Source organism: Fervidicola ferrireducens (assembly GCF_001562425.1).
GTDB lineage: Bacteria > Bacillota > Thermosediminibacteria > Thermosediminibacterales > Thermosediminibacteraceae > Fervidicola > Fervidicola ferrireducens.
In genome coordinates, this window is the sequence record NZ_LOED01000011.1 from 1 (window position 1) to 18468 (window position 18468).

At 47.8% G+C, this 18468-nt stretch carries 20 protein-coding genes and 1 other annotated feature; all 20 genes read left to right on the plus strand.

All coding sequences use genetic code 11. The features are described 5' to 3' along the window. The coding region (locus AN618_RS12605) for a transposase (RefSeq protein WP_157081637.1) at positions 1 to 103 on the plus strand (103 nt) is incomplete at its 5' end. A gap of 89 nt (positions 104 to 192) precedes the next feature. Next, a complete protein-coding gene (locus AN618_RS12610) occupies positions 193 to 669 on the plus strand; it encodes a CPBP family intramembrane glutamic endopeptidase (protein ID WP_083515068.1) in 477 nt (158 codons plus the stop codon). Positions 670 to 879: 210 nt separating this feature from the next. Beyond that, positions 880 to 2229, plus strand: a complete 1350-nt coding sequence (locus tag AN618_RS05510; protein WP_066353006.1) for an alkaline phosphatase — start codon at positions 880 to 882, stop codon at positions 2227 to 2229. A 233-nt stretch (positions 2230 to 2462) separates the two neighbouring features. After that, positions 2463 to 2825: a nucleotidyltransferase domain-containing protein gene (locus AN618_RS05515; protein WP_245628417.1), complete on the plus strand. Its 363-nt coding sequence runs from the start codon at positions 2463 to 2465 to the stop codon at positions 2823 to 2825. Next, complete coding sequence (locus AN618_RS12615) at positions 2797 to 3111, plus strand: HEPN domain-containing protein (protein ID WP_222926343.1); 315 nt, start codon at positions 2797 to 2799, stop codon at positions 3109 to 3111. The genes AN618_RS05515 and AN618_RS12615 overlap by 29 nt, the downstream gene beginning before the upstream one ends. A gap of 101 nt (positions 3112 to 3212) precedes the next feature. Next, positions 3213 to 3426: a binding site (T-box leader), on the plus strand. A 111-nt stretch (positions 3427 to 3537) separates the two neighbouring features. Then, positions 3538 to 3678 carry a MerR family DNA-binding transcriptional regulator gene (locus tag AN618_RS12620; RefSeq protein WP_083515069.1) on the plus strand — a complete coding sequence of 47 codons (141 nt, stop codon included), beginning with the start codon at positions 3538 to 3540 and terminating at the stop codon, positions 3676 to 3678. 6 nt (positions 3679 to 3684) lie between these two features. Continuing rightward, positions 3685 to 5373: an IS200/IS605 family element transposase accessory protein TnpB gene (locus tag AN618_RS05525; RefSeq protein ID WP_066353008.1), complete on the plus strand. Its 1689-nt coding sequence runs from the start codon at positions 3685 to 3687 to the stop codon at positions 5371 to 5373. A gap of 325 nt (positions 5374 to 5698) precedes the next feature. Next, complete coding sequence (locus AN618_RS05530; RefSeq protein ID WP_066353009.1) at positions 5699 to 8347, plus strand: valine--tRNA ligase; 2649 nt, start codon at positions 5699 to 5701, stop codon at positions 8345 to 8347. Positions 8348 to 8383: 36 nt separating this feature from the next. Further along, complete coding sequence (locus AN618_RS05535) at positions 8384 to 9685, plus strand: glutamate ligase domain-containing protein (RefSeq protein WP_066353103.1); 1302 nt, start codon at positions 8384 to 8386, stop codon at positions 9683 to 9685. Positions 9686 to 9750: 65 nt separating this feature from the next. Beyond that, complete coding sequence (locus tag AN618_RS05540; protein WP_066353011.1) at positions 9751 to 9987, plus strand: DUF2508 family protein; 237 nt, start codon at positions 9751 to 9753, stop codon at positions 9985 to 9987. 116 nt (positions 9988 to 10103) lie between these two features. Next, the gene (locus AN618_RS05545) at positions 10104 to 11135 is read left to right on the plus strand and encodes an FAD:protein FMN transferase (RefSeq protein WP_066353013.1); all 1032 of its coding nucleotides are present in this window, start codon (positions 10104 to 10106) and stop codon (positions 11133 to 11135) included. A 107-nt stretch (positions 11136 to 11242) separates the two neighbouring features. Then, positions 11243 to 11875, plus strand: a complete 633-nt coding sequence (locus AN618_RS05550) for a redox-sensing transcriptional repressor Rex (protein ID WP_066353015.1) — start codon at positions 11243 to 11245, stop codon at positions 11873 to 11875. Further along, positions 11872 to 12681, plus strand: coding sequence for an ATP-binding protein (locus AN618_RS05555; protein WP_066353016.1), 810 nt, complete (start codon positions 11872 to 11874; stop codon positions 12679 to 12681). Before AN618_RS05550 ends, AN618_RS05555 begins: the two co-directional genes overlap by 4 nt. 24 nt (positions 12682 to 12705) lie before the next feature. Continuing rightward, positions 12706 to 14025, plus strand: coding sequence for a [Fe-Fe] hydrogenase large subunit C-terminal domain-containing protein (locus AN618_RS05560; protein WP_245628418.1), 1320 nt, complete (start codon positions 12706 to 12708; stop codon positions 14023 to 14025). A gap of 21 nt (positions 14026 to 14046) precedes the next feature. Then, a complete protein-coding gene (locus tag AN618_RS05565) occupies positions 14047 to 14397 on the plus strand; it encodes a DRTGG domain-containing protein (protein WP_066353019.1) in 351 nt (116 codons plus the stop codon). After that, entirely contained in the window at positions 14391 to 15146 is a 756-nt protein-coding gene (locus AN618_RS05570; RefSeq protein ID WP_066353020.1) for a PHP domain-containing protein, read from the plus strand. Before AN618_RS05565 ends, AN618_RS05570 begins: the two co-directional genes overlap by 7 nt. A 61-nt stretch (positions 15147 to 15207) precedes the next feature. Beyond that, the gene (gene nuoE, locus AN618_RS05575) at positions 15208 to 15696 is read left to right on the plus strand and encodes an NADH-quinone oxidoreductase subunit NuoE (protein WP_066353105.1); all 489 of its coding nucleotides are present in this window, start codon (positions 15208 to 15210) and stop codon (positions 15694 to 15696) included. A gap of 5 nt (positions 15697 to 15701) precedes the next feature. Beyond that, a complete protein-coding gene (locus tag AN618_RS05580) occupies positions 15702 to 16250 on the plus strand; it encodes an ATP-binding protein (RefSeq protein ID WP_066353021.1) in 549 nt (182 codons plus the stop codon). A 12-nt stretch (positions 16251 to 16262) separates the two neighbouring features. Continuing rightward, on the plus strand, positions 16263 to 16628 hold the full coding sequence (locus AN618_RS05585) for a (2Fe-2S) ferredoxin domain-containing protein (RefSeq protein WP_066353107.1): 366 nt from the start codon (positions 16263 to 16265) through the stop codon (positions 16626 to 16628). Positions 16629 to 16658: 30 nt separating this feature from the next. Further along, positions 16659 to 18452: an NADH-quinone oxidoreductase subunit NuoF gene (nuoF, locus tag AN618_RS05590; protein WP_066353022.1), complete on the plus strand. Its 1794-nt coding sequence runs from the start codon at positions 16659 to 16661 to the stop codon at positions 18450 to 18452. Positions 18453 to 18468: the final 16 nt, after the last annotated feature.

Consider the following 18468-nt stretch of genomic DNA (forward strand, 5'->3'; position numbering starts at 1 on the left):
TGCTTTAGAGCGGCTAAACGAAGAGATACGCCGACGTGAAAGGGTTATTAGGATATTTCCCAACCGCGAATCAGCTATACGTCTAATTGGGGCATTGAGTTAAGTCCGTATAATTGTGTAAAAAAGAGATTAACGCTTGCTGTTATACACACAATATTACTTACAGTTCCGGTCCTGCTGATTTATTTACTAATGGGATACAAATTCAAAGAAATGGGTTTTAGTGTAAGGTACTTAAGACTTACATTTATTCTTTTAGGATTGAGTGTGCTCCTAGGTATTTACGGTGGATTATATAAATATTTCAATCACAAAATGTTACTTTATAAAATGATTTCATTTGTTTTTGGGACATTTGTAAATGGTTTACCCGAGGAATTGTTTTGTAGAGGTTTTTTACTTCCGCGGTTAGAAATTATTTTAAAGAATTCGCTAAATGCGTTAGTTATTTCTGACATAATTTTTACTGCACTCCATATTCCTTCTATCGTAATAAAAGGAAATTACAGTCTTTTATACGTATTTCTAAATGTTGTCAGCTTCACACATCCTACAGGTCTAATATGGGGATATTTATATCTACGGACAAGAAGCATAATTCCCGGTATGATCTGGCATACTTCCGTTGGAAAATTGGGTACGATTTTTTTGGGTGATTTCAGTTTATGAAAAAGAAAAAATCTTTTCTCCTTCCCGACCTTTATCTTTTTGACTTATGAAATAAGGGGAAGGGTTGAAATAAGGGGAAGGGTTAGTGATAAATACTTCCCCTAAGTTTTTTTCATATGGGATTGAAAATTAGCTTACTTCGTGGGTTATATAATCTTTGGATAAGCAGTAAAATGTACTAGCTCAAAAAATTTCCGGGGAGGGATATTTATGAGGCTGTTTCTTAAAAAGGGCTTGGGACTGCTGCTTGTGGTAATGCTCCTTTGGCTTATCCTGACTTCGTACATAACAGTCGCCGAAGCTGCTCCTCCGGCAAAAAACGTGGTTCTTTTCATCGGAGATGGTATGGGTTACGGACATTTAACATTGGGACGGATTTTCAAGGGGAACGCGCTAACCGTGGACGGGTTCAAATATAACGGTACCGTCTCCACTTATCCCAACGATCCCGTCGAAAAGTGGGTGACCGACTCGTCGGCGGCCGCCACCGCCATCGCCACTGGAGTAAAGACTTACAATTCCGCCATAAGCGTCGATGTTAATAAAAAGCCCGTTGAGACTATCTTAGAAATAGCCCAGAAGAAGGGCAAAGCTACCGGCCTCGTGACGACTACAAGGATAACCCACGCGACTCCAGCGGCGTTTGCGGCTCACAATGTTGACAGGGACGCCGAAAACGAAATAGCGGTGGATATGCTGAATCATAAGGTGGATGTGCTCCTGGGGGGTGGAAAGCAGCACTTTATTTCCAAGGAACAGGGTGGTAAGAGGGAAGATGGCCGGGACTTAATAGCCGAAGCTAAAAAAATGGGTTATACGGTTGTTGAAAACAGGGATGAAATGCTTAAAGTGACCCGGGGTAAATTGCTGGGCCTTTTCAAAATGAGCCATCTCAGTTTTGAAATCGACAGAGACTCTGGTAGGGAACCCAGCCTGGCTGAGATGACGAAAAAGGCAATAGAGATTTTAAGTAAGGATAAGGACGGCTTTTTCCTCATGGTAGAGGGAGGCCGAATCGACCATGCATCCCACATCCACGATGGGGCGGTGGTGGCGAGGGACGTTCTAGCTTTCGATGAGGCAGTTAAAGTAGCTTTGGATTTCGCAAAAGGCCGCAATGATACCCTGGTAATAGTTACGGCAGACCACGAGACCGGCGGGTTGTCGATTGGCGGCTACGGCCAGTACAACTTCGAGCCCGAGGTGCTAAAGTTGCAAAAGAATTCTATCGAAGAAGTCATAGCTCCCAAACTGACCCCCGACAACATAAAGCAGGTCTTCTCCAACTACCTTGGCATTGAAGACCTCACGATCGACGAAATGATACTTATGTTAAACGCCTTTAAAGAAAAAGATAAAAATCCGTCCGCGGTGGTAAATGCAGTAGCCGATATTATGAGCAAGCGGGCGCTGCTCGGATGGACTTCCACCGCCCATACCGGTGCGGACGTTCCCGTAATGGCCTATGGTCCGTACGCCGAGACATTTACAGGGCACATAGACAATACAGACATCTTTAAATTGATGGTGCAGGCGATTGGATTGAAAATATATAGATGAGGAGCCTTTCCGGCTCCTTTTTTATATCCTTCTCTTAAAGAGATGTCTGCCGAAATTAACGCGGGCATCCCAATAATCCCGCTTGTAATGTACCACAGTTTCGTTTAATAGCTCTTTTATTTTAGGCAAGTTATCTGACCCATCTACAGCGGTAAAAAGCAGCTTATTTACAAAAATTCTCCATTATGCTAATATGAAACATAATAATAATTCCTACCATTATCTCATATGGAATGATGTACATGGACATAAAAAGGGAGAAAGAAGAATACGAAGCCCTGTTGAAAAGTGAACTGGAAAGGATTACAGCAGAACTAAAAAAGCTCGGAGCGGAAAAAATATTGCTCTTCGGGTCTTATGCCCGGGGGCGTGAGGACCTTTTTACCGATCTTGATATTATAGCTATTTTAAAGAGCGATTTGCCCTTTATCGACCGGATAGGTTTTATCTATAGGAAAATAGCTCCTAGAGTAGCTGCGGATATACTGGTTTATACGCCCGAAGAATGGGAAACTGTGAAGGAAAAGCCCTTTTTCAAGAAGGCTGTAGCTGAGGGGAGGGTGCTGTATGAGAAGGTCGGGGATGGAAGAGGGTAAGAGATGGCTGGAACAGGCAAAAGAAGACTTAAAGTGGGCAAGGATGCTCGCCGAACAAGGCGGCTACCATATCGCGTGCTTTTTAGCCCAGCAGGTGGCCGAAAAAGCAATTAAGGCTTTTTTGTACGCTATGGGGGAAACAATCGTCCCGGGCCATTCGGTGAACGTATTAGCCCGGAAAGCCGCTCAATATAATGAAAAAATAGAGGAAAAGTGCGAAAAATGGTCTGTGCGACGGAAGTTGTGGATTTGGCGGAGGATGCGGTTAATACGGTCGAAGGAATAATGAATGATTTAGAAAGTGGAAAGCTGCAATAGATGGATGGGTTAGCCGTAGTCTTGACAAAGCAATAGCCTGAAGGTAAAATATACATAAAAATCAAGATTGTAAAGGCGTTGACGGGGAGGAGTAGGAAGCCCGCCCTTATAAAGAGAGGAAGGCCGCCGGCTGAAAGCCTTCTTAAGGGCGCTTTCGAAGGTCGCCCCTGAGCCGCTTCGGCGAAAGAGTAGCCGGAGCCGGTTTTACCGTTAGGTTTTCAAGAGCCCGGGTGAAAATCCGGGAATTAAGGTGGTACCGCGAAAGGGGCCTTTCGTCCTTAAATCAGGGCGAAGGGCCTTAAAGTTTTTCTCGAGTATTGAAAGGAGGATTGCAGCAGCTTCAAGAAACTGCACTGTAGTTGACTTTACTTAACTATTTTGCTACCATGAAAGCATGGTACTCTTATCCATTGGAGAAGCAGCGAAAAGATTAGGCGAACACCCGAACAGGCTTCGTGCATGGGAAAAACAGGGACTGATCAACCCCGTGCGGCTGCCCGGCGGCAAGCTAGAATCCCCGATTTTCGGGAGCTGATAAGAAATGCCGAAGAAGCAGAAAAAGGACAAATTTAGCATGACGATATGCGGGGAGTTCTTCCCGGAAGTTTACCCGGCCTTTCGTTCGCAAAAATGGAGCCGTGGTGAGGAAGACCCCCTTGAGACGGAAATGCGCCTTTTTTCTTCATGTATGCGCTGGGCCTTCAACCGGCTGCTGGAGGGTATATCCCGGGATGAAATAAAGAAATTGGGGCAAGAACTCTTCGGAATCAACTCCCGATATGCGGACGACGCCAGGCTTAAAGCACAGGCCCTCCTGGACTCCCAAAAAGAGCTGCTGGAGCTGGAGATTGAGGAGACGAAAAACAAGCTGAGCCGGGCGAGGAAGAAACTCGGCACAGCTATGAGAAAGCTGGCGAAGGCAGAAGAAAGAGGCAATGCCCCGGATATTGTAGAAAAACTCCGCCTGGCAGTCAAGGGGCAGAACAACCGGGTAGCATCTCTGGAGAAAAAGCTGGCCGAACTTGAAGTACATCTGAAGAATGGCACGATACCGAAGGTAGTCTTTGGCGGCAGAAAGCTATGGGAAAAGGTCTGCAAGGGGCTGGCTGCGCGGGATGAGTGGCAATCATCCCGCAAAAACCGCCTCTACTCCCGGGGAGACGAGACAAAAGGCGGCAACCCTAACATCAAGGTATCCTTTGACGGGCAGGACTTCCGCCTGGCTGTATCCATATCCCACCTTTCCCAACAGCGAGGCACGGATAAACTTGGCCGCCCGAAGATGAGCAAAGCCCCGAGAGTAGAAGGAAAGTTGTGGCTGCCGGAGAATCACCGGGACCTGGTGCGGATATGGCTGGCCATGAAACTGCCCTATACGGTAGAGCTGGTCCGCACCCCGGAGGACCGCTATATAGCGCATCTGACGTTAGATTTGGGCGGGATGAAGGAACCTGATTTTACTAAAGGCTGTTTAGCCCTGGACATCAACCCTGACGGGATAGCCTTATGCAATATAAGTGCTTTTGGCCAGCCTGAGCCGTGGCCGGAAGATTTTAAAATCCCTTGCCCCGGCAACCTGGGCAAGTATGAAGGAGAGTTTCAAGTTATCACCTACCCGAACGGCTTTCTCTACATCAGCATACCCGACCTGGCCTATACTTGTGGCTTCCGGAGGGACTACCTGATAGGCGTTTTAGCCAAAGTAGTAATAGACATAGCCTTCTTCCTGGGCAAATCCATTGCCATGGAGGAACTCAATTTTAACAAAGACAGGCTGGATACCAACAAAAAATTTAACCGAATGGCTTCAAACTTCCCATTTGCCAGGATGGTGGAAGCGGTGTGCAGAAGGGCAGTCAAGGAAGGAGTGCCATTTAAGCTCGTATCTGCCCGGCACACATCTACTATAGGTTACTGGAAGTATACGAAGCGCTATGCCGTTCCGGTGCACTGTGCTGCGGCTCTGAGCATAGGCCGCCGGGCGATGGGTTTTGAGGAACGGGTAACTAAAGAACTTAAACAACTAATAGTTCAGATCAAGCAAGAGCTGACCTGTAAGGTCGATCCTCATACACCGAGGGAAGGAAGAGGGATGACCCGCAAGGTCAGGGCCTGCTTGAGGCGGCTGGAGGAAAAGCTCCTTTTGCACAACGGGCTTACCCGGTGGCAGCAGGAGGCGTTTTACTCCGTCTGGCACGACCTCAAGGAACTTGCCCTGTCCTTACGGTGACCCCGTTTAGCCGGTGTCGGACAAACCGGTAGGCGCCCTAACAGGGCGGTCCGGGCGGCGGTGAGCACACCGCCTCTACTCCAGTTTACTCCGACCTGCGGGTGTTTTGCGCCCCGCCAGTCCGAGCAGGCGAGCCTGGGGTATGGGGGTAGGATTGACTGCTCCGTCCGGACTCCGGGTGGGACTCCCGGGCCTAGGCCCCCTGTCGCCCTGCCCCTCGGGGGGCAAATCAAATATTACGGAAAGGAGGCGAAAGCCTGGTCTGGGGGCCGGCTTGGCTGGAGATAAAAACAGTCAAGTTTTTTGAACCAGGAGATGTGTCATAATGGCTTTTTCAGATATTCCTTCTGTTTACGATCCCAAGAGCGTAGAGAATAAATGGTACAAGTTCTGGGAAGAAAACGAGTTTTTCAGGGCGAAGATCGAGCCGGAGAAGGAACCTTTCACCATAGTTATCCCTCCGCCCAATGTGACAGGGAACCTACACCTCGGACATGCTCTGAACAATACCATACAGGACATCCTGATAAGGTATAAAAGAATGAGAGGATATCCGACGCTGTGGCTGCCCGGCACCGACCACGCGGGAATTGCTACGGAAGCTAAGGTGAAGGAGCAGCTGGCGGAGGAGGGGCTTTCCAAATACGACCTTGGAAGGGAAAAGTTCCTCGAGAGGGTTTGGGCCTGGAAAGAAAAGTACGGCAACACCATAGTAAACCAGCTGAAAAAACTCGGAGCTTCCTGCGACTGGTCCAGGTTCAGGTTCACTTTGGACGAAGGGCTGAGCCGTGCCGTGAGGGAAGTATTCGTGAGGCTTTACGAAAAGGGCCTGATATACCGGGGCGACTATATCGTAAACTGGTGCCCCACCTGCAAGACCACTCTTTCCGATATAGAGGTGGAACACGAGGAAAGGCAGGATAAGCTCTATTACGTGAAATACCCCTTTAGCGATGGTTCGGGGCACATAACCGTGGCGACCACCAGGCCCGAGACCATCTTGGGCGATACGGCGGTAGCAGTAAATCCCGCCGATGAAAGGTACAGGGCGTATATCGGAAAGACAGTGATACTGCCGTTGGTGGGAAGGGAAATTCCTGTAATCGCCGACGAGTACGTGGATATGCAGTTCGGCACCGGTGCCGTGAAGATAACCCCTGGCCATGACCCCAACGACTTTGAAATAGGCCTCAGGCACGGATTGCCCATAATCAAGGTGATGGATGAAGAAGGGCGGATGAACGAAAGCGCAGGAAAGTTTAAAGGACAAGACAGGTACGAATGCCGGAAGGCAATAGTAGAAGAATTGAAAGAAAAAGGCTTCATGGCAAAGATAGAAGACCTAACCCACAGCGTCGGCAAGTGTTACAGGTGCGATACCGTTGTAGAGCCAATGGTTTCAAAGCAATGGTTCGTCAGGATGAAGCCTCTGGCGGAGCCCGCCATCGAAGTGGTAAAGCAGGGCAGGGTGCAGTTCGTTCCAGAGAGGTTCACTAAAATTTACATTAACTGGCTTGAGAATATCCACGACTGGTGTATCTCAAGGCAGCTCTGGTGGGGTCACAGGATTCCCGCCTGGTATTGCCAGGATTGCGGAGAAACCATAGTTTCTCGGGAAACCCCTGCAAAATGCACAAAATGCGGCGGAACTTCTCTGGAACAGGACCCCGATGTTTTGGATACCTGGTTCAGTTCAGCCCTATGGCCTTTCTCCACCCTGGGTTGGCCCGATGAAACGGAGGACCTTAAGTATTTTTATCCGACCACGGTGCTGGTCACCGGTTACGATATCATATTCTTCTGGGTGGCCCGCATGATATTTATGGCGATGGAGTTCATGAAAAGAGAACCGTTTAAATACGTGGCGATAACCGGCCTTGTGAGAGACGCTCAGGGTCGCAAGATGAGCAAATCTCTGGGCAACGGCATAGACCCGCTGGAGGTCATAGAAAAATACGGCGCCGATACCCTAAGATTTGCACTTTGCACTGGCAACACTCCGGGAAACGATATAAGGTTTTCGTGGGAGAAAGCGGAGCACAGCAGGAATTTTGCCAACAAAATATGGAATGCTTCCCGCTTCGTCATGATGAACCTGGAAGATTTCACACCGGGAGAGGTAGAAATTGATAAGCTGTCACTGAAGGATCGCTGGATTTTGTCAAGGCTCAACGATGTAACGAGAGAAGTTACGGAATTTCTGGAAAGATTTGAGGTCGGGATGGCGGCCCAGAAGGTCTACGACTTTTTCTGGAGCGAGTTTTGCGACTGGTACATCGAAATGGCAAAAATAGACCTTTACGGCGAGGACGAATCGGCGAAAATGAGAACCAAGCAGGTGCTGTATACGGTGCTGGAGAGGGTTTTGAGGCTGCTGCATCCTTTCATGCCCTTTATCACGGAAGAGATATGGCAGCACCTGCCACATGAGGGAAGGAGCATAATGGTGTCAGCTTGGCCGGAATACAGGGCCGATTGGAGGTTTGAAGACGCGGGGGATATGCAAATCCTCATGGATGCGGTAAGAGGCATCAGAAACATCAGGGCGGAGATGAACGTGCCTCCATCCAAAAAGGCAAAAGCGGTGGTTAGAACTGGTGATGCAAAAACCCACGAGCTGCTTAGGCAAAACATTGAGATAATAAAGGCTCTGGCGAAAGTTTCCGAAGCAGATTTCATCCCTGAAGGAAATCCTGCCCCCGGAAAAGCCATGAGCTGCGTCATAAGGGGTGCGGAAATATTCATCCCCATGGAGGGGCTGGTGGACCTGGAAGCGGAAGTCGCAAGGTTACAAAAGGAAAAGTCGGATTTGGAAAAAGAAATTACGGCAGTCAGGAAAAAACTTTCAAACCACAATTTCCTCGCTAAAGCTCCGAAGGACGTGGTGGAAAAGGAAAAGCAAAAGGAAAAGGACTACATCGATATGCTAAAGCGCATAGAGGCTAGATTACAACTCCTGACCGCCAAGAGTTAATACGTATCAAAATTATGGGAAGGGGCTATTCTTATGCTGAGCTACCGCGAGGCTCTGGAGTACATCCACGGGATGACCAAGTTCGGGATAAGACTTGGCCTGGAGAAAATAAAAAAGCTGCTTGAAATACTGGGAAATCCCCAGGAAGGAATCAACATAGTACACGTGGCCGGCACCAACGGCAAAGGTTCTACCTGCTCTATGATAGATTCCATTTTGAGGGCGGCAGGGTACCGGGTAGGGCTTTATACCTCGCCCTACCTGGAAGTGTTCAATGAGAGGATAAAGGTTGACGGCCGAAATATCCCCGACGATGACATCGCAAGGCTCACTGAAAAGGTGAAAAGCGCGGTCGAAGAGATGGAAAAAAATGGCTGGGGTGCACCCACAGAATTCGAAGCAGTGACGGCTCTCGGTTTTCTTTACTTCAAGGAACAAAAGGTAGATTTCCTGGTGCTGGAAGTGGGCATGGGTGGAAGGTTCGATGCGACAAACGTGATAACTCCTCTTGTCAGCGCCATCACACCCATAAGCTACGACCACCAGCAGTATCTGGGCAGCACGCTGACAGAGATAGCAAGGGAAAAGTGCGGAATAATCAAACCCGGCAGAGTTACGGTAACTGCACCGCAGAATGAGGAGGCCATGAAGGTTATCGAAGAAACGTGCAGTAAGCTGAACTCACCGCTGGTGAAGGTTGAAAAAGAGGCGCACTACCGCCTCATAAATTGGGGGGTGGAAGGCCAGACTTTTGACCTCAAGACTTCAAAGCGCGAATACGACCGGCTGAAGATAAGGCTTTTGGGTGACCATCAGTTGGACAACGCAGCCACGGCGGTGGTTGCGGTGGAAGCCCTGCAGCGCTACGGCATCGAAATACCTCTAGAAGCGGTGAGAAAAGGCCTTGAAGAAGCCCGCTGGCCGGGGAGATTAGAAATATTGAAAGAAAATCCTTACGTGTTGATTGACGGTGCCCACAACATTGCAGGGATTCAGGTGCTGAAAGAAGCTCTATTGAAATATTTCCCCGCAAAGAGGATTATACTCGTGATAGGCATTTTAAGTGATAAGGACTACGTGGATATGTTGAGTGAGATAATTCCAATAGCAGACTCGATAATTACGACGAGACCCGACAGTCCAAGAGCATTGTCGGCGGCGGAGCTTGCGGAATCTATAAAGCGACTGCCTTTTGAAAAAATTCCGGAAATATATATCAGCGACGATATAGCAGAAGCCGTCGATGTGGCGTTGAATATGGCGGCTCCCGATGACGTAGTGGTTTTCGCAGGTTCGCTTTACCTGATAGGCAAAGTTAGAAGTCTTTTGAAGAATTAGTCGAAGTTGGTTGAAGTTTTGCCCCCTTCGGTGAATATATATGGATTATAGAAGGGGGCTTTTTTATGGCAAAAAAGTGTAACGGTGATCGTCCTAAAAAGGACGATAAATCCATCCTGAAGGAAATTGAGGAAGCGAAAGAGGAACTCCAAATAGCTGAAAAAGCCTTTCAGTGGGCAAAAAATGAGCCGGAAGAAATAGATGCCGCCATTGCACGCCTGGAAGCGGCTATGATCCGGTATAATGTTCTCATCAGAAAAGCAAAAGATATGGGTATAAAAAAAGAGATTTGGCCTCAATGATATTGGTACAAAAAAATATTTGATTGAATATTTGAAGGATATCAATTTATTGATATAATAGTGTAAGAAGTTGTGAAAAAGGGGGTGGATGCGACAAGAATTGTCGCCTTGTGCAGATGAGAAGGAGAATTGTAACATGCATCATCATTTTTGCGCTGATTTTCCTTGTAACTTCTTGTAGCCGGCCCGAGGACAAGCCGGTGGTGAAAACAAATTTTCAGCTTGATACACTTATCAAAATTTCGGCCTACGGCGATGGGGCATCGGAAGCGATTGACGCTGCTTTTGAGAGGATCGAACAGATAGACAAAAAGATGAACGCGAGGGCGAGCGACAGCGAGGTTACGGCGGTAAATGAAGCGGCGGGTAAAAATCCCGTAAAAGTCAGCTCTGATACTTTTTTCGTGATAAAAAGGGGACTTTACTTTTCGGAACTATCCGGTGGAAAGTTTGATATAACCGTCGGACCTTTAGTGAATCTGTGGGGTATCGGCACCGATAAGGCGCGCGTACCCGAGAAAAGCGAAATAATAGAAGCCCTTAAGCTTATAAATTATAGGGATGTTTTGCTCGATGAGAACGAAAAAACTGTGATGCTAAAAAAGCCCGGAATGGCGATAGACCTAGGGGGCATAGCAAAAGGGTATGCAGCGGATGAAGTTATAAGGGTGTTAAAGGAAAGGGGAATAAAAAGTGCAGTAGCAGACCTCGGCGGCAACGTATACGTGCTCGGGAAAAAGCCGAACGGTCAGCCGTGGAAGATAGGGATACAGGATCCCTTTAAACAAAGGGGCGAAATCTTTGCCACTATCGAAGCCGAAGACAAGACCCTGGTCACCTCCGGAGTGTACGAAAGGTTTTTCGAGCAGGGAGGCAAAAGATACCATCATATACTCGACACTTCGACGGGATATCCAGTCGAAAACGGCCTGGTTAGCGTAACAATAATAGGAGATAGTTCTATAGATGCCGATGCACTTTCTACTACCGTTTTTTCGTTGGGTTTACAGCGCGGCATGGAACTAGTTGAAAACTTGCCAGATATAGAGGCGATTTTTGTGACGAAGGATAAAGAAGTGTACGTGTCATCCGGCGTAAATGCGTATAACTTCAAAATAATCGACGATTCTTTTACTCTTAAACAATAATAGGCAAGGCATTTTGTTAAAAAATTAACAAACTTGTGATTTTTTTCTCTTTTAATATTGTAAAAATGAGTGCATTGTGCTAAAATAATTGCAAGGAGTGGTTGAGTTTGTTCAAAAAATTTAAAATACCTGAAGCTACTGTAGGAAGGCTTACGGCGTATTCCCGTTTTTTAAAAGAAGCTGACGAAAAAGGAATCTCAACCGTTTCTTCCCAGCAGATAGCAAAAGCGACCGGAGTTACTCCCGCCCAGGTGAGGAAAGACCTGGCTTACTTCGGGGAATTTGGCACGAGAGGTGTAGGTTATAATCCCAGGGAGCTTTACAACTACATCATGAAAATTCTCGGGCTTGACAGGCGTTGGCCCGTGATAATAATAGGTGCAGGGCGCCTGGGAGCAGCCCTCGCCATGTATGGGGGGTTTGCTGAAAGAGGTTTTGACATAGTCGGCATCTTCGACGTTGACCCTGCAAAGATAGGAAATAAAATCGGCGATATAGAAATAAGACCGCTTGAAGAGCTGAAAGAGAAGGTAGAGGAGCTTTCGATAAAATTGGGGATAGTGGCGGTACCGGCGGCTTCAGCACAGGAAGTGGTGGATTTCATGGTGGAGTCTGGAATTAGGGGAATTATAAATTTTGCGCCGGTAAACGTTTCGGTCCCTGAAGGTGTGGTGTTGAGGAGGGTAGATTTGGCTTCGCAGCTTGAATACCTGACATTCCATTTGGGTGAATCCCGATGAAACTGAAGAAAATAAAGGAGATTCTGCGGGCCGAGGTTCTAACAGGGGATGATGGAGCTTTAGAAGTTGAAGTGACGAACGCTTGTGGTGCTGACCTCATCAGCGACATACTGGCGGATATGAAAAAGAACGCAGTTTTGCTGACGGGTCTTACGCACCGGCAGATAATACAGACTGCCAGCATGTCCGAGTTTGCTGCCATAGTTTTCGTGAGGGGGAAGTGCCCGACTAGCGATGTAATAGAGCTGGCGAGGGAAAGCGGCCTTCCCCTTCTTCGAACCGACTTTCCCCTTTACGAAAGTTGTGGCCTCTTGTATGAGGCAGGGTTGAAAGGAGACATTATAGCAAGGAAAGTCCAGGAAAGACAAAACGTTGAAGAAAAGATACCGGGCACTATGCGCCTAGTATATGAGGTGCACGGCGGAGATTTTGATACGGCTGGGAAGGCTACGGAACAGGCGAAAAAGGTTTTGAAGCAATTGGGCGTCAACCCTTCCGTGATGAGAAGGGCTTCCATAGTGGCCTATGAAGCGGAAATGAACATCGTTATTCATGCGTACAATGGGAAGCTGATTTTCGATATAACTCCTTCTCACATAGAAATTACCGCTGAGGATGAGGGGCCCGGCATAGAGGATATAGAGCTGGCCATGCAGGAGGGATATTCTACAGCTCCGGAACGCATCAGGGAGATGGGGTTCGGTGCGGGTATGGGGCTGCCGAACATGAAGAAATTTTCGGATGAGTTCGAAATCAATTCCGTTGTTGGAAAAGGCACAAAAGTAAAAATGAAAATCTTTTTATAGTGAGGCTTTATTTTTAGAAAGCTGGTGGCACCATTGAATTTTTACCACTCGGTGACGCTGGACATAAAAAAATGTAAAGGGTGCACCAACTGCATAAAAGGATGTCCCACGGAGGCCATTAGGGTGAGAAACGGCAAGGCCTTTATAATGCAGGAAAAATGCATCGACTGCGGCGAGTGCATAAGAATCTGTCCTAACCAGGCGAAGTTTGCTGTAACGGATGACATTGAAAAGTTAAAGTCGTACAAGTTCACGGTTGCCTTGCCAGCTCCAAGTTTTTACGCCCAATTCAAAGAAGGGACGTCCAAAGAGGCCATCAACGCCGCTTTAAGGGCTTCTGGTTTTGATGAAGTCTATGAAGTTCCTTTGGCGGCGGAGGAGGTTACCGCCGCTATAAGGGAATATATAAAGAAAAACAGGGACATAAGGCCCTTTATTTCTTCATCATGTCCGGCGGTTTTGCGTCTGATCAGAGTTCGATTTCCAGGACTCATAAGGAATATAGTGCCGGTAAAGGCTCCGGTGGAAATAGCCGCCAAAAGAGCCAAGGAAACCGTAAAAAGACTGTACGGACTGCAGGAGCGGGAAATAGGAGCCTTCTTCATAAGTCCATGCCCAGCAAAAGTGACCGCGGTAAAGCAGCCCATCGGCACTTCTAAGTCTTATGTTGACGGGGTACTTTCAATGAGCAAGGTTTATGCAAATGTGCTGAAAAACATCGGCAAAGGGAGACACCATTCTATTTTTGGAACTTCCGGCAAAATGGGGGTTGGATGGGGACGTGCGGGAGGAGAAAACGAGGCGTTGGATTTCGGCAACCGCCTGTCTGTCGATGGTATACACGATTGCATTGAAGTTCTGGAAGAAGTGGAACTGGGAAGGCTCACCGATATAGATTATCTGGAACTGCAGGCATGCAGCGGCGGATGCGTGGGCGGGGTGCTCGCACCCGAAAACAGGTTTATTGCCGGCGTGAGATTGAAAAAGTTGGCAGAAAAGCTGGCAAGTAAAACGGGGATAAATGAAGCGGCAGTAATAGAGGACTTTAAAAGAGGTTACCACTTTTTGGAAGAAGAGATAAAACCCGTTCCTGCGATGAAGCTGGACGAAGATATGGCCAAGGCCATTAAGAAGATGGAACTTTTGGAAAGGATCTTGGAAGAATTGCCCGGACTTGATTGCGGAAGCTGCGGTTCGCCCAACTGCAGGGCGCTGGCGGAAGACATAGTGCAGGGTAGGGCCAGCGAAACCGACTGCGTTTTCAAACTCAGAGAAAAGGTGAGGCAGCTCGTGGAGGAAGTGATGGAACTATCCCAGAAATTGCCCCCTACGATGGAAGGGTAAGTCGAAAAGGAGGTGAGGGTGTTGACTCTAGAGGAGATAAGGAGGGAGCTTTCACTAAACCTTGTGACAAAGGGAACGAATCTCGAAAGAGTCGTTGCGGGCGCGTATGCATCGGACCTCCTCAGCTGGGTTATGGGGCACGCGGCTGAAAATCAGGTTTGGATTACGGTGCAGAGCCACCCCAACATAGTGGCTGTGGCCGCCCTCCTCGGTCTCGCTGGGATAATAGTTGCGGAGGGCGTGGAGATAGAAGAAAATACAGTAAAAAAAGCTGAAGAGGAAAATATACCTATATTTTCCACGAAAAGGCCTGTTTTCGAAATTTGCGGAATACTGTATAATGTATTGTCCAGGAGCATGGGAAAATGCTGAAAGAATTTCCCGCAGACCTTCACGTGCACACGTGCCTTTCTCCATGCGCCGAAGATGAGATGGTTCCTCCCAATATTTTAAATATGGCAAGGCTTATGGGTATTAAAATTTTAGGGGTAGCCGACCATAATTCTGCAAAAAACTTACCTGCTATGGTGGAAGCATCCTGCGGCTTTGACGGATTGATACTCCCGGGAATTGAGGTGCAGACCAGGGAAGAAGTACACGTCCTTTGCTATTTTGAAAGCTTGAAAGTGGCAATGGAATTCCAGGATTTCATATACGAACACCTTCCGCCTAAGAAAAACGACCCCAGGCGGCTGGGACGTCAGTATCTGGTGGATAAAATGGGGAACGTGACCGGTGAGGAAGAGAGGTTGCTCATTGCATCCGCTGACCTTTCTGTGGATGAGGTGGCGGAAAAAGTCTTTGATTTCGGCGGGATTTTTATACCTGCCCACGTGGAGAGGATGAGTTTTGGCATAATCGGGCAGCTGGGTTTCATACCGGAGGACATGAAAGTACACGCCGTGGAATTTTCTAAAAACGTATCGGTTGATGAAGCAAGGTATAGATTTCCGGATATATTTGCAAAATACCCGGTTGTATTTTCTTCAGACGCCCACTGCCTTAAAGATATGGTATTTAAAAAAACTTACTTTCTCTTAGAAGAACCGACCTTTGAAGAAGTAAAGAGGGCCTTCAAAGGCTGGGGTGGAAGGATGGTTGTCCTTAAGGACAAATTTTAACAACGAGGCTATGTGAAAGTATAAACAATAACATTAATTTAATGCGGGAGGGTTGATGGCCATGGAACTTGCGGCCAAAAAGGATACGGAGTTGGCAGAAAAACTAAGGGAAGTCGAAAAGATGCTGGAAAAATACAAAGGGCAAAAGGGTGCGCTTTTGCAGGTCCTACAGGAAGCCCAAAAAATTGTAGGGTATCTTCCCATAGAAGTGCAAAAGCTGGTGGCTGAGGCGTTAAACGTAACGCTCAGCGAAGTTTACAGCACAGTTACATTTTATTCGTTTTTCAACTTAAAACCCCGAGGAAAATATCAGATAAGAGTCTGTCTGGGCACTGCCTGTTACGTAAAAGGGGCGGACAAAGTTTTGGCAAGGCTGGAGCAGGAACTGGGCATAAAGGTAGGGGATACCACCGACGACCTGAAATTTTCATTGGATGCATGCAGGTGCGTCGGTGCCTGCGGGCTTGCGCCGGTGGTCATTATAAACGACGATGTTTACGGCCGGATGACGCCGGACAAGGTGCCAGAAATTCTGAAAAACTACGAGTGAGCAAGATGAAAGAATTGTCCTTACATGTGCTTGACATCGTAGAAAATTCCCTGAGGGCGGGTGCCACAGAAGTAGAGATAAAAATAGTGGAGGATTCTAAGAAAGATGTCTTGTCGATTGAAATAAAAGATAATGGCAGGGGAATGGACGAAGAAACCGCCAAAAAAGCAATCGACCCATTTTTCACTACGAGAACTGAAAGAAAGGTGGGACTCGGTCTTCCATTGCTGGCACAAGCCGCGAAAGCCGCCGGAGGTGGCATTGCCATACAATCAACTCCCAGCAAGGGAACCACTGTAAGGGCGTGGTTTAAAAAGAGCCACATCGACCTGCAGCCTTTAGGGGACATGGCGAAGACGATATCGGCCCTGGTGGCACTTCACCCTGAAGTGGATTTTATATACACCCACGTAAAAGAAGATAGGGTGTTTTGCTTCAGCACAAAAGAGTTGAAAGAAAGACTTCAGGAAGTGCCGATAAACAATCCTTTAGTAATTGACTGGATTCTAAGATTTTTAAAGGAAAGCTTGAACAAGTTGAGCGGAGGTGCGTAAGGGATGGGAGTTATAAAATCCATAGAAGAACTTGAAAAAATTAGAGACCAGGCCCGCGAGCTGATAAATCTGAGGAAGGACAACGAGAATAAAACTCGGATAGTGGTAGGGATGGGTACCTGCGGCATATCGGCGGGAGCAAGAGAAGTCCTAATGGCGATTTTGGATGAGATAAAAAAGAGAAATCTTACGGACGTCGTGGTCACCGAGACCGGATGTATAGGCATGTGCAGGTTTGAACCCTTGGTGGATGTCATAAAGCCCAACCAGCCCAAAGTCACTTACGTCAACGTAAATCCCGAAAAGGCAAGGCAAATAGTGGCAAGGCACGTGGTAAACAACCAGGTCATCGACGAATGGGTAATTCCGAATATATAAAAAAATATTTTACACTCGGAGGGGATTAAAATGGAGTTTTATAGGGCGCATGTGCTCGTTTGCAGGGGAACCGGATGCACGGCTTCCGGAAGCGAGTCCGTTATGGAAGCCTTTGAAAAGGAGATAGAAAAAAGGGGTCTTTCAAAAGAGGTAAAGGTGTTGTTAACTGGTTGTCTGGGCCTTTGCGAACTCGGGCCTAATATCATAATTTATCCGGAAGGCACTTACTATTGTAAGGTAAAGGCAGAGGATGTACCGGAAATAGTCGAGGAACATCTGGTAAAGGGCAGGATAGTGGAGAGGCTCCTCTATAAAGAGCGCACGGCAGAGGAGAGGATGAGGGCCCTAACCGACATAAACTTTTACAAGAGGCAAAAAAGAATCGCTCTTAGAAACTGCGGCCTTATAAACCCCGAAGTCATAGAAGAATATATAGCAAACGACGGCTACATGGCTCTTGCCAAGGTTTTAACAGAGATGACGCCTCAGCAGGTTATCGACGAGGTTACAAAATCGGGTCTCAGGGGCAGAGGAGGCGGAGGCTTCCCGACGGGTAAAAAATGGCAGTTTGCGAAAGACGCGCCAGGAGACGTAAAATACGTGGTATGCAACGGAGACGAAGGAGACCCCGGTGCTTTCATGGACAGGAGCATCCTCGAGGGAGACCCCCATACGGTCCTGGAAGCAATGGCTATTGCTGGGTACGCCATAGGGGCAAGAGAAGGTTATATATACGTCCGCGCTGAATACCCACTGGCAGTAAAGAGGCTTGAAATTGCCATTGAACAGGCGAGAGAGAGGGGACTTTTGGGCAAAAACATCCTCGGAACGGGATTCGACTTTGATATTTTCCTGCGGCTTGGGTCTGGAGCATTTGTGTGCGGTGAAGAGACTGCACTACTGGCGTCGATTGAAGGTAGGAGGGGCGAGCCTAGGCCAAGGCCCCCGTTCCCGGCGATAGAAGGGCTGTGGGGCAAACCGACCTTGATAAACAACGTGGAAACTTTCGCCAACATCCCGCCGATAATACTAAACGGTGCCGAATGGTTTGCCAGCATTGGAACCGAAAGAAGCAAGGGTACAAAGGTGTTTGCAATAGGCGGAAAGATAAACAACACGGGACTGGTGGAAATCCCAATGGGGATGACTCTTAGAGAAGTAATATACGATATCGGCGGTGGCATCCCGAACGGCAAGAAATTCAAGGCAGTTCAGACCGGTGGACCTTCGGGAGGTTGTATACCGGCAGAACTCCTTGATATGCCGATAGAATACGATACTTTGACGCAGGCCGGGTCGATGATGGGTTCAGGCGGTATGATAGTGATGGACGAAGATACCTGTATGGTGGATATAGCCAAGTTCTTCCTAACGTTCACCCAGGACGAGTCCTGCGGCAAGTGTCCGCCCTGCAGGATCGGCACGAAGAGGATGCTCGAAATTCTAGAGAGGATAACCAATGGCGAAGGTCGAGAAGGAGATATCGAGCTTTTGGAGACATTGGCCAAGAATATAAAGGCTTCGGCACTATGCGGTTTGGGTCAGACGGCACCGAACCCAGTGCTTTCGACGCTCAGGTATTTCAGGCACGAGTATGAAGCCCACATAAAGGAAAAGAAATGTCCAGCAGGTGCCTGCCGCGCACTTATAACCTACGAAATAATAGCGGAAAAATGTAAAGGATGCGGGCTTTGCGCCAAAGTCTGTCCGGTTGGGGCGATTTCCGGTGAGCGCAGGCAACCGCACGTGATAGATAAAGAAAAATGCATAAAGTGCAACAGCTGTATAGAAAGATGTCCGTTCGGAGCTATTGTGAAAAAATAAGGGCAAGGGGGAGGAT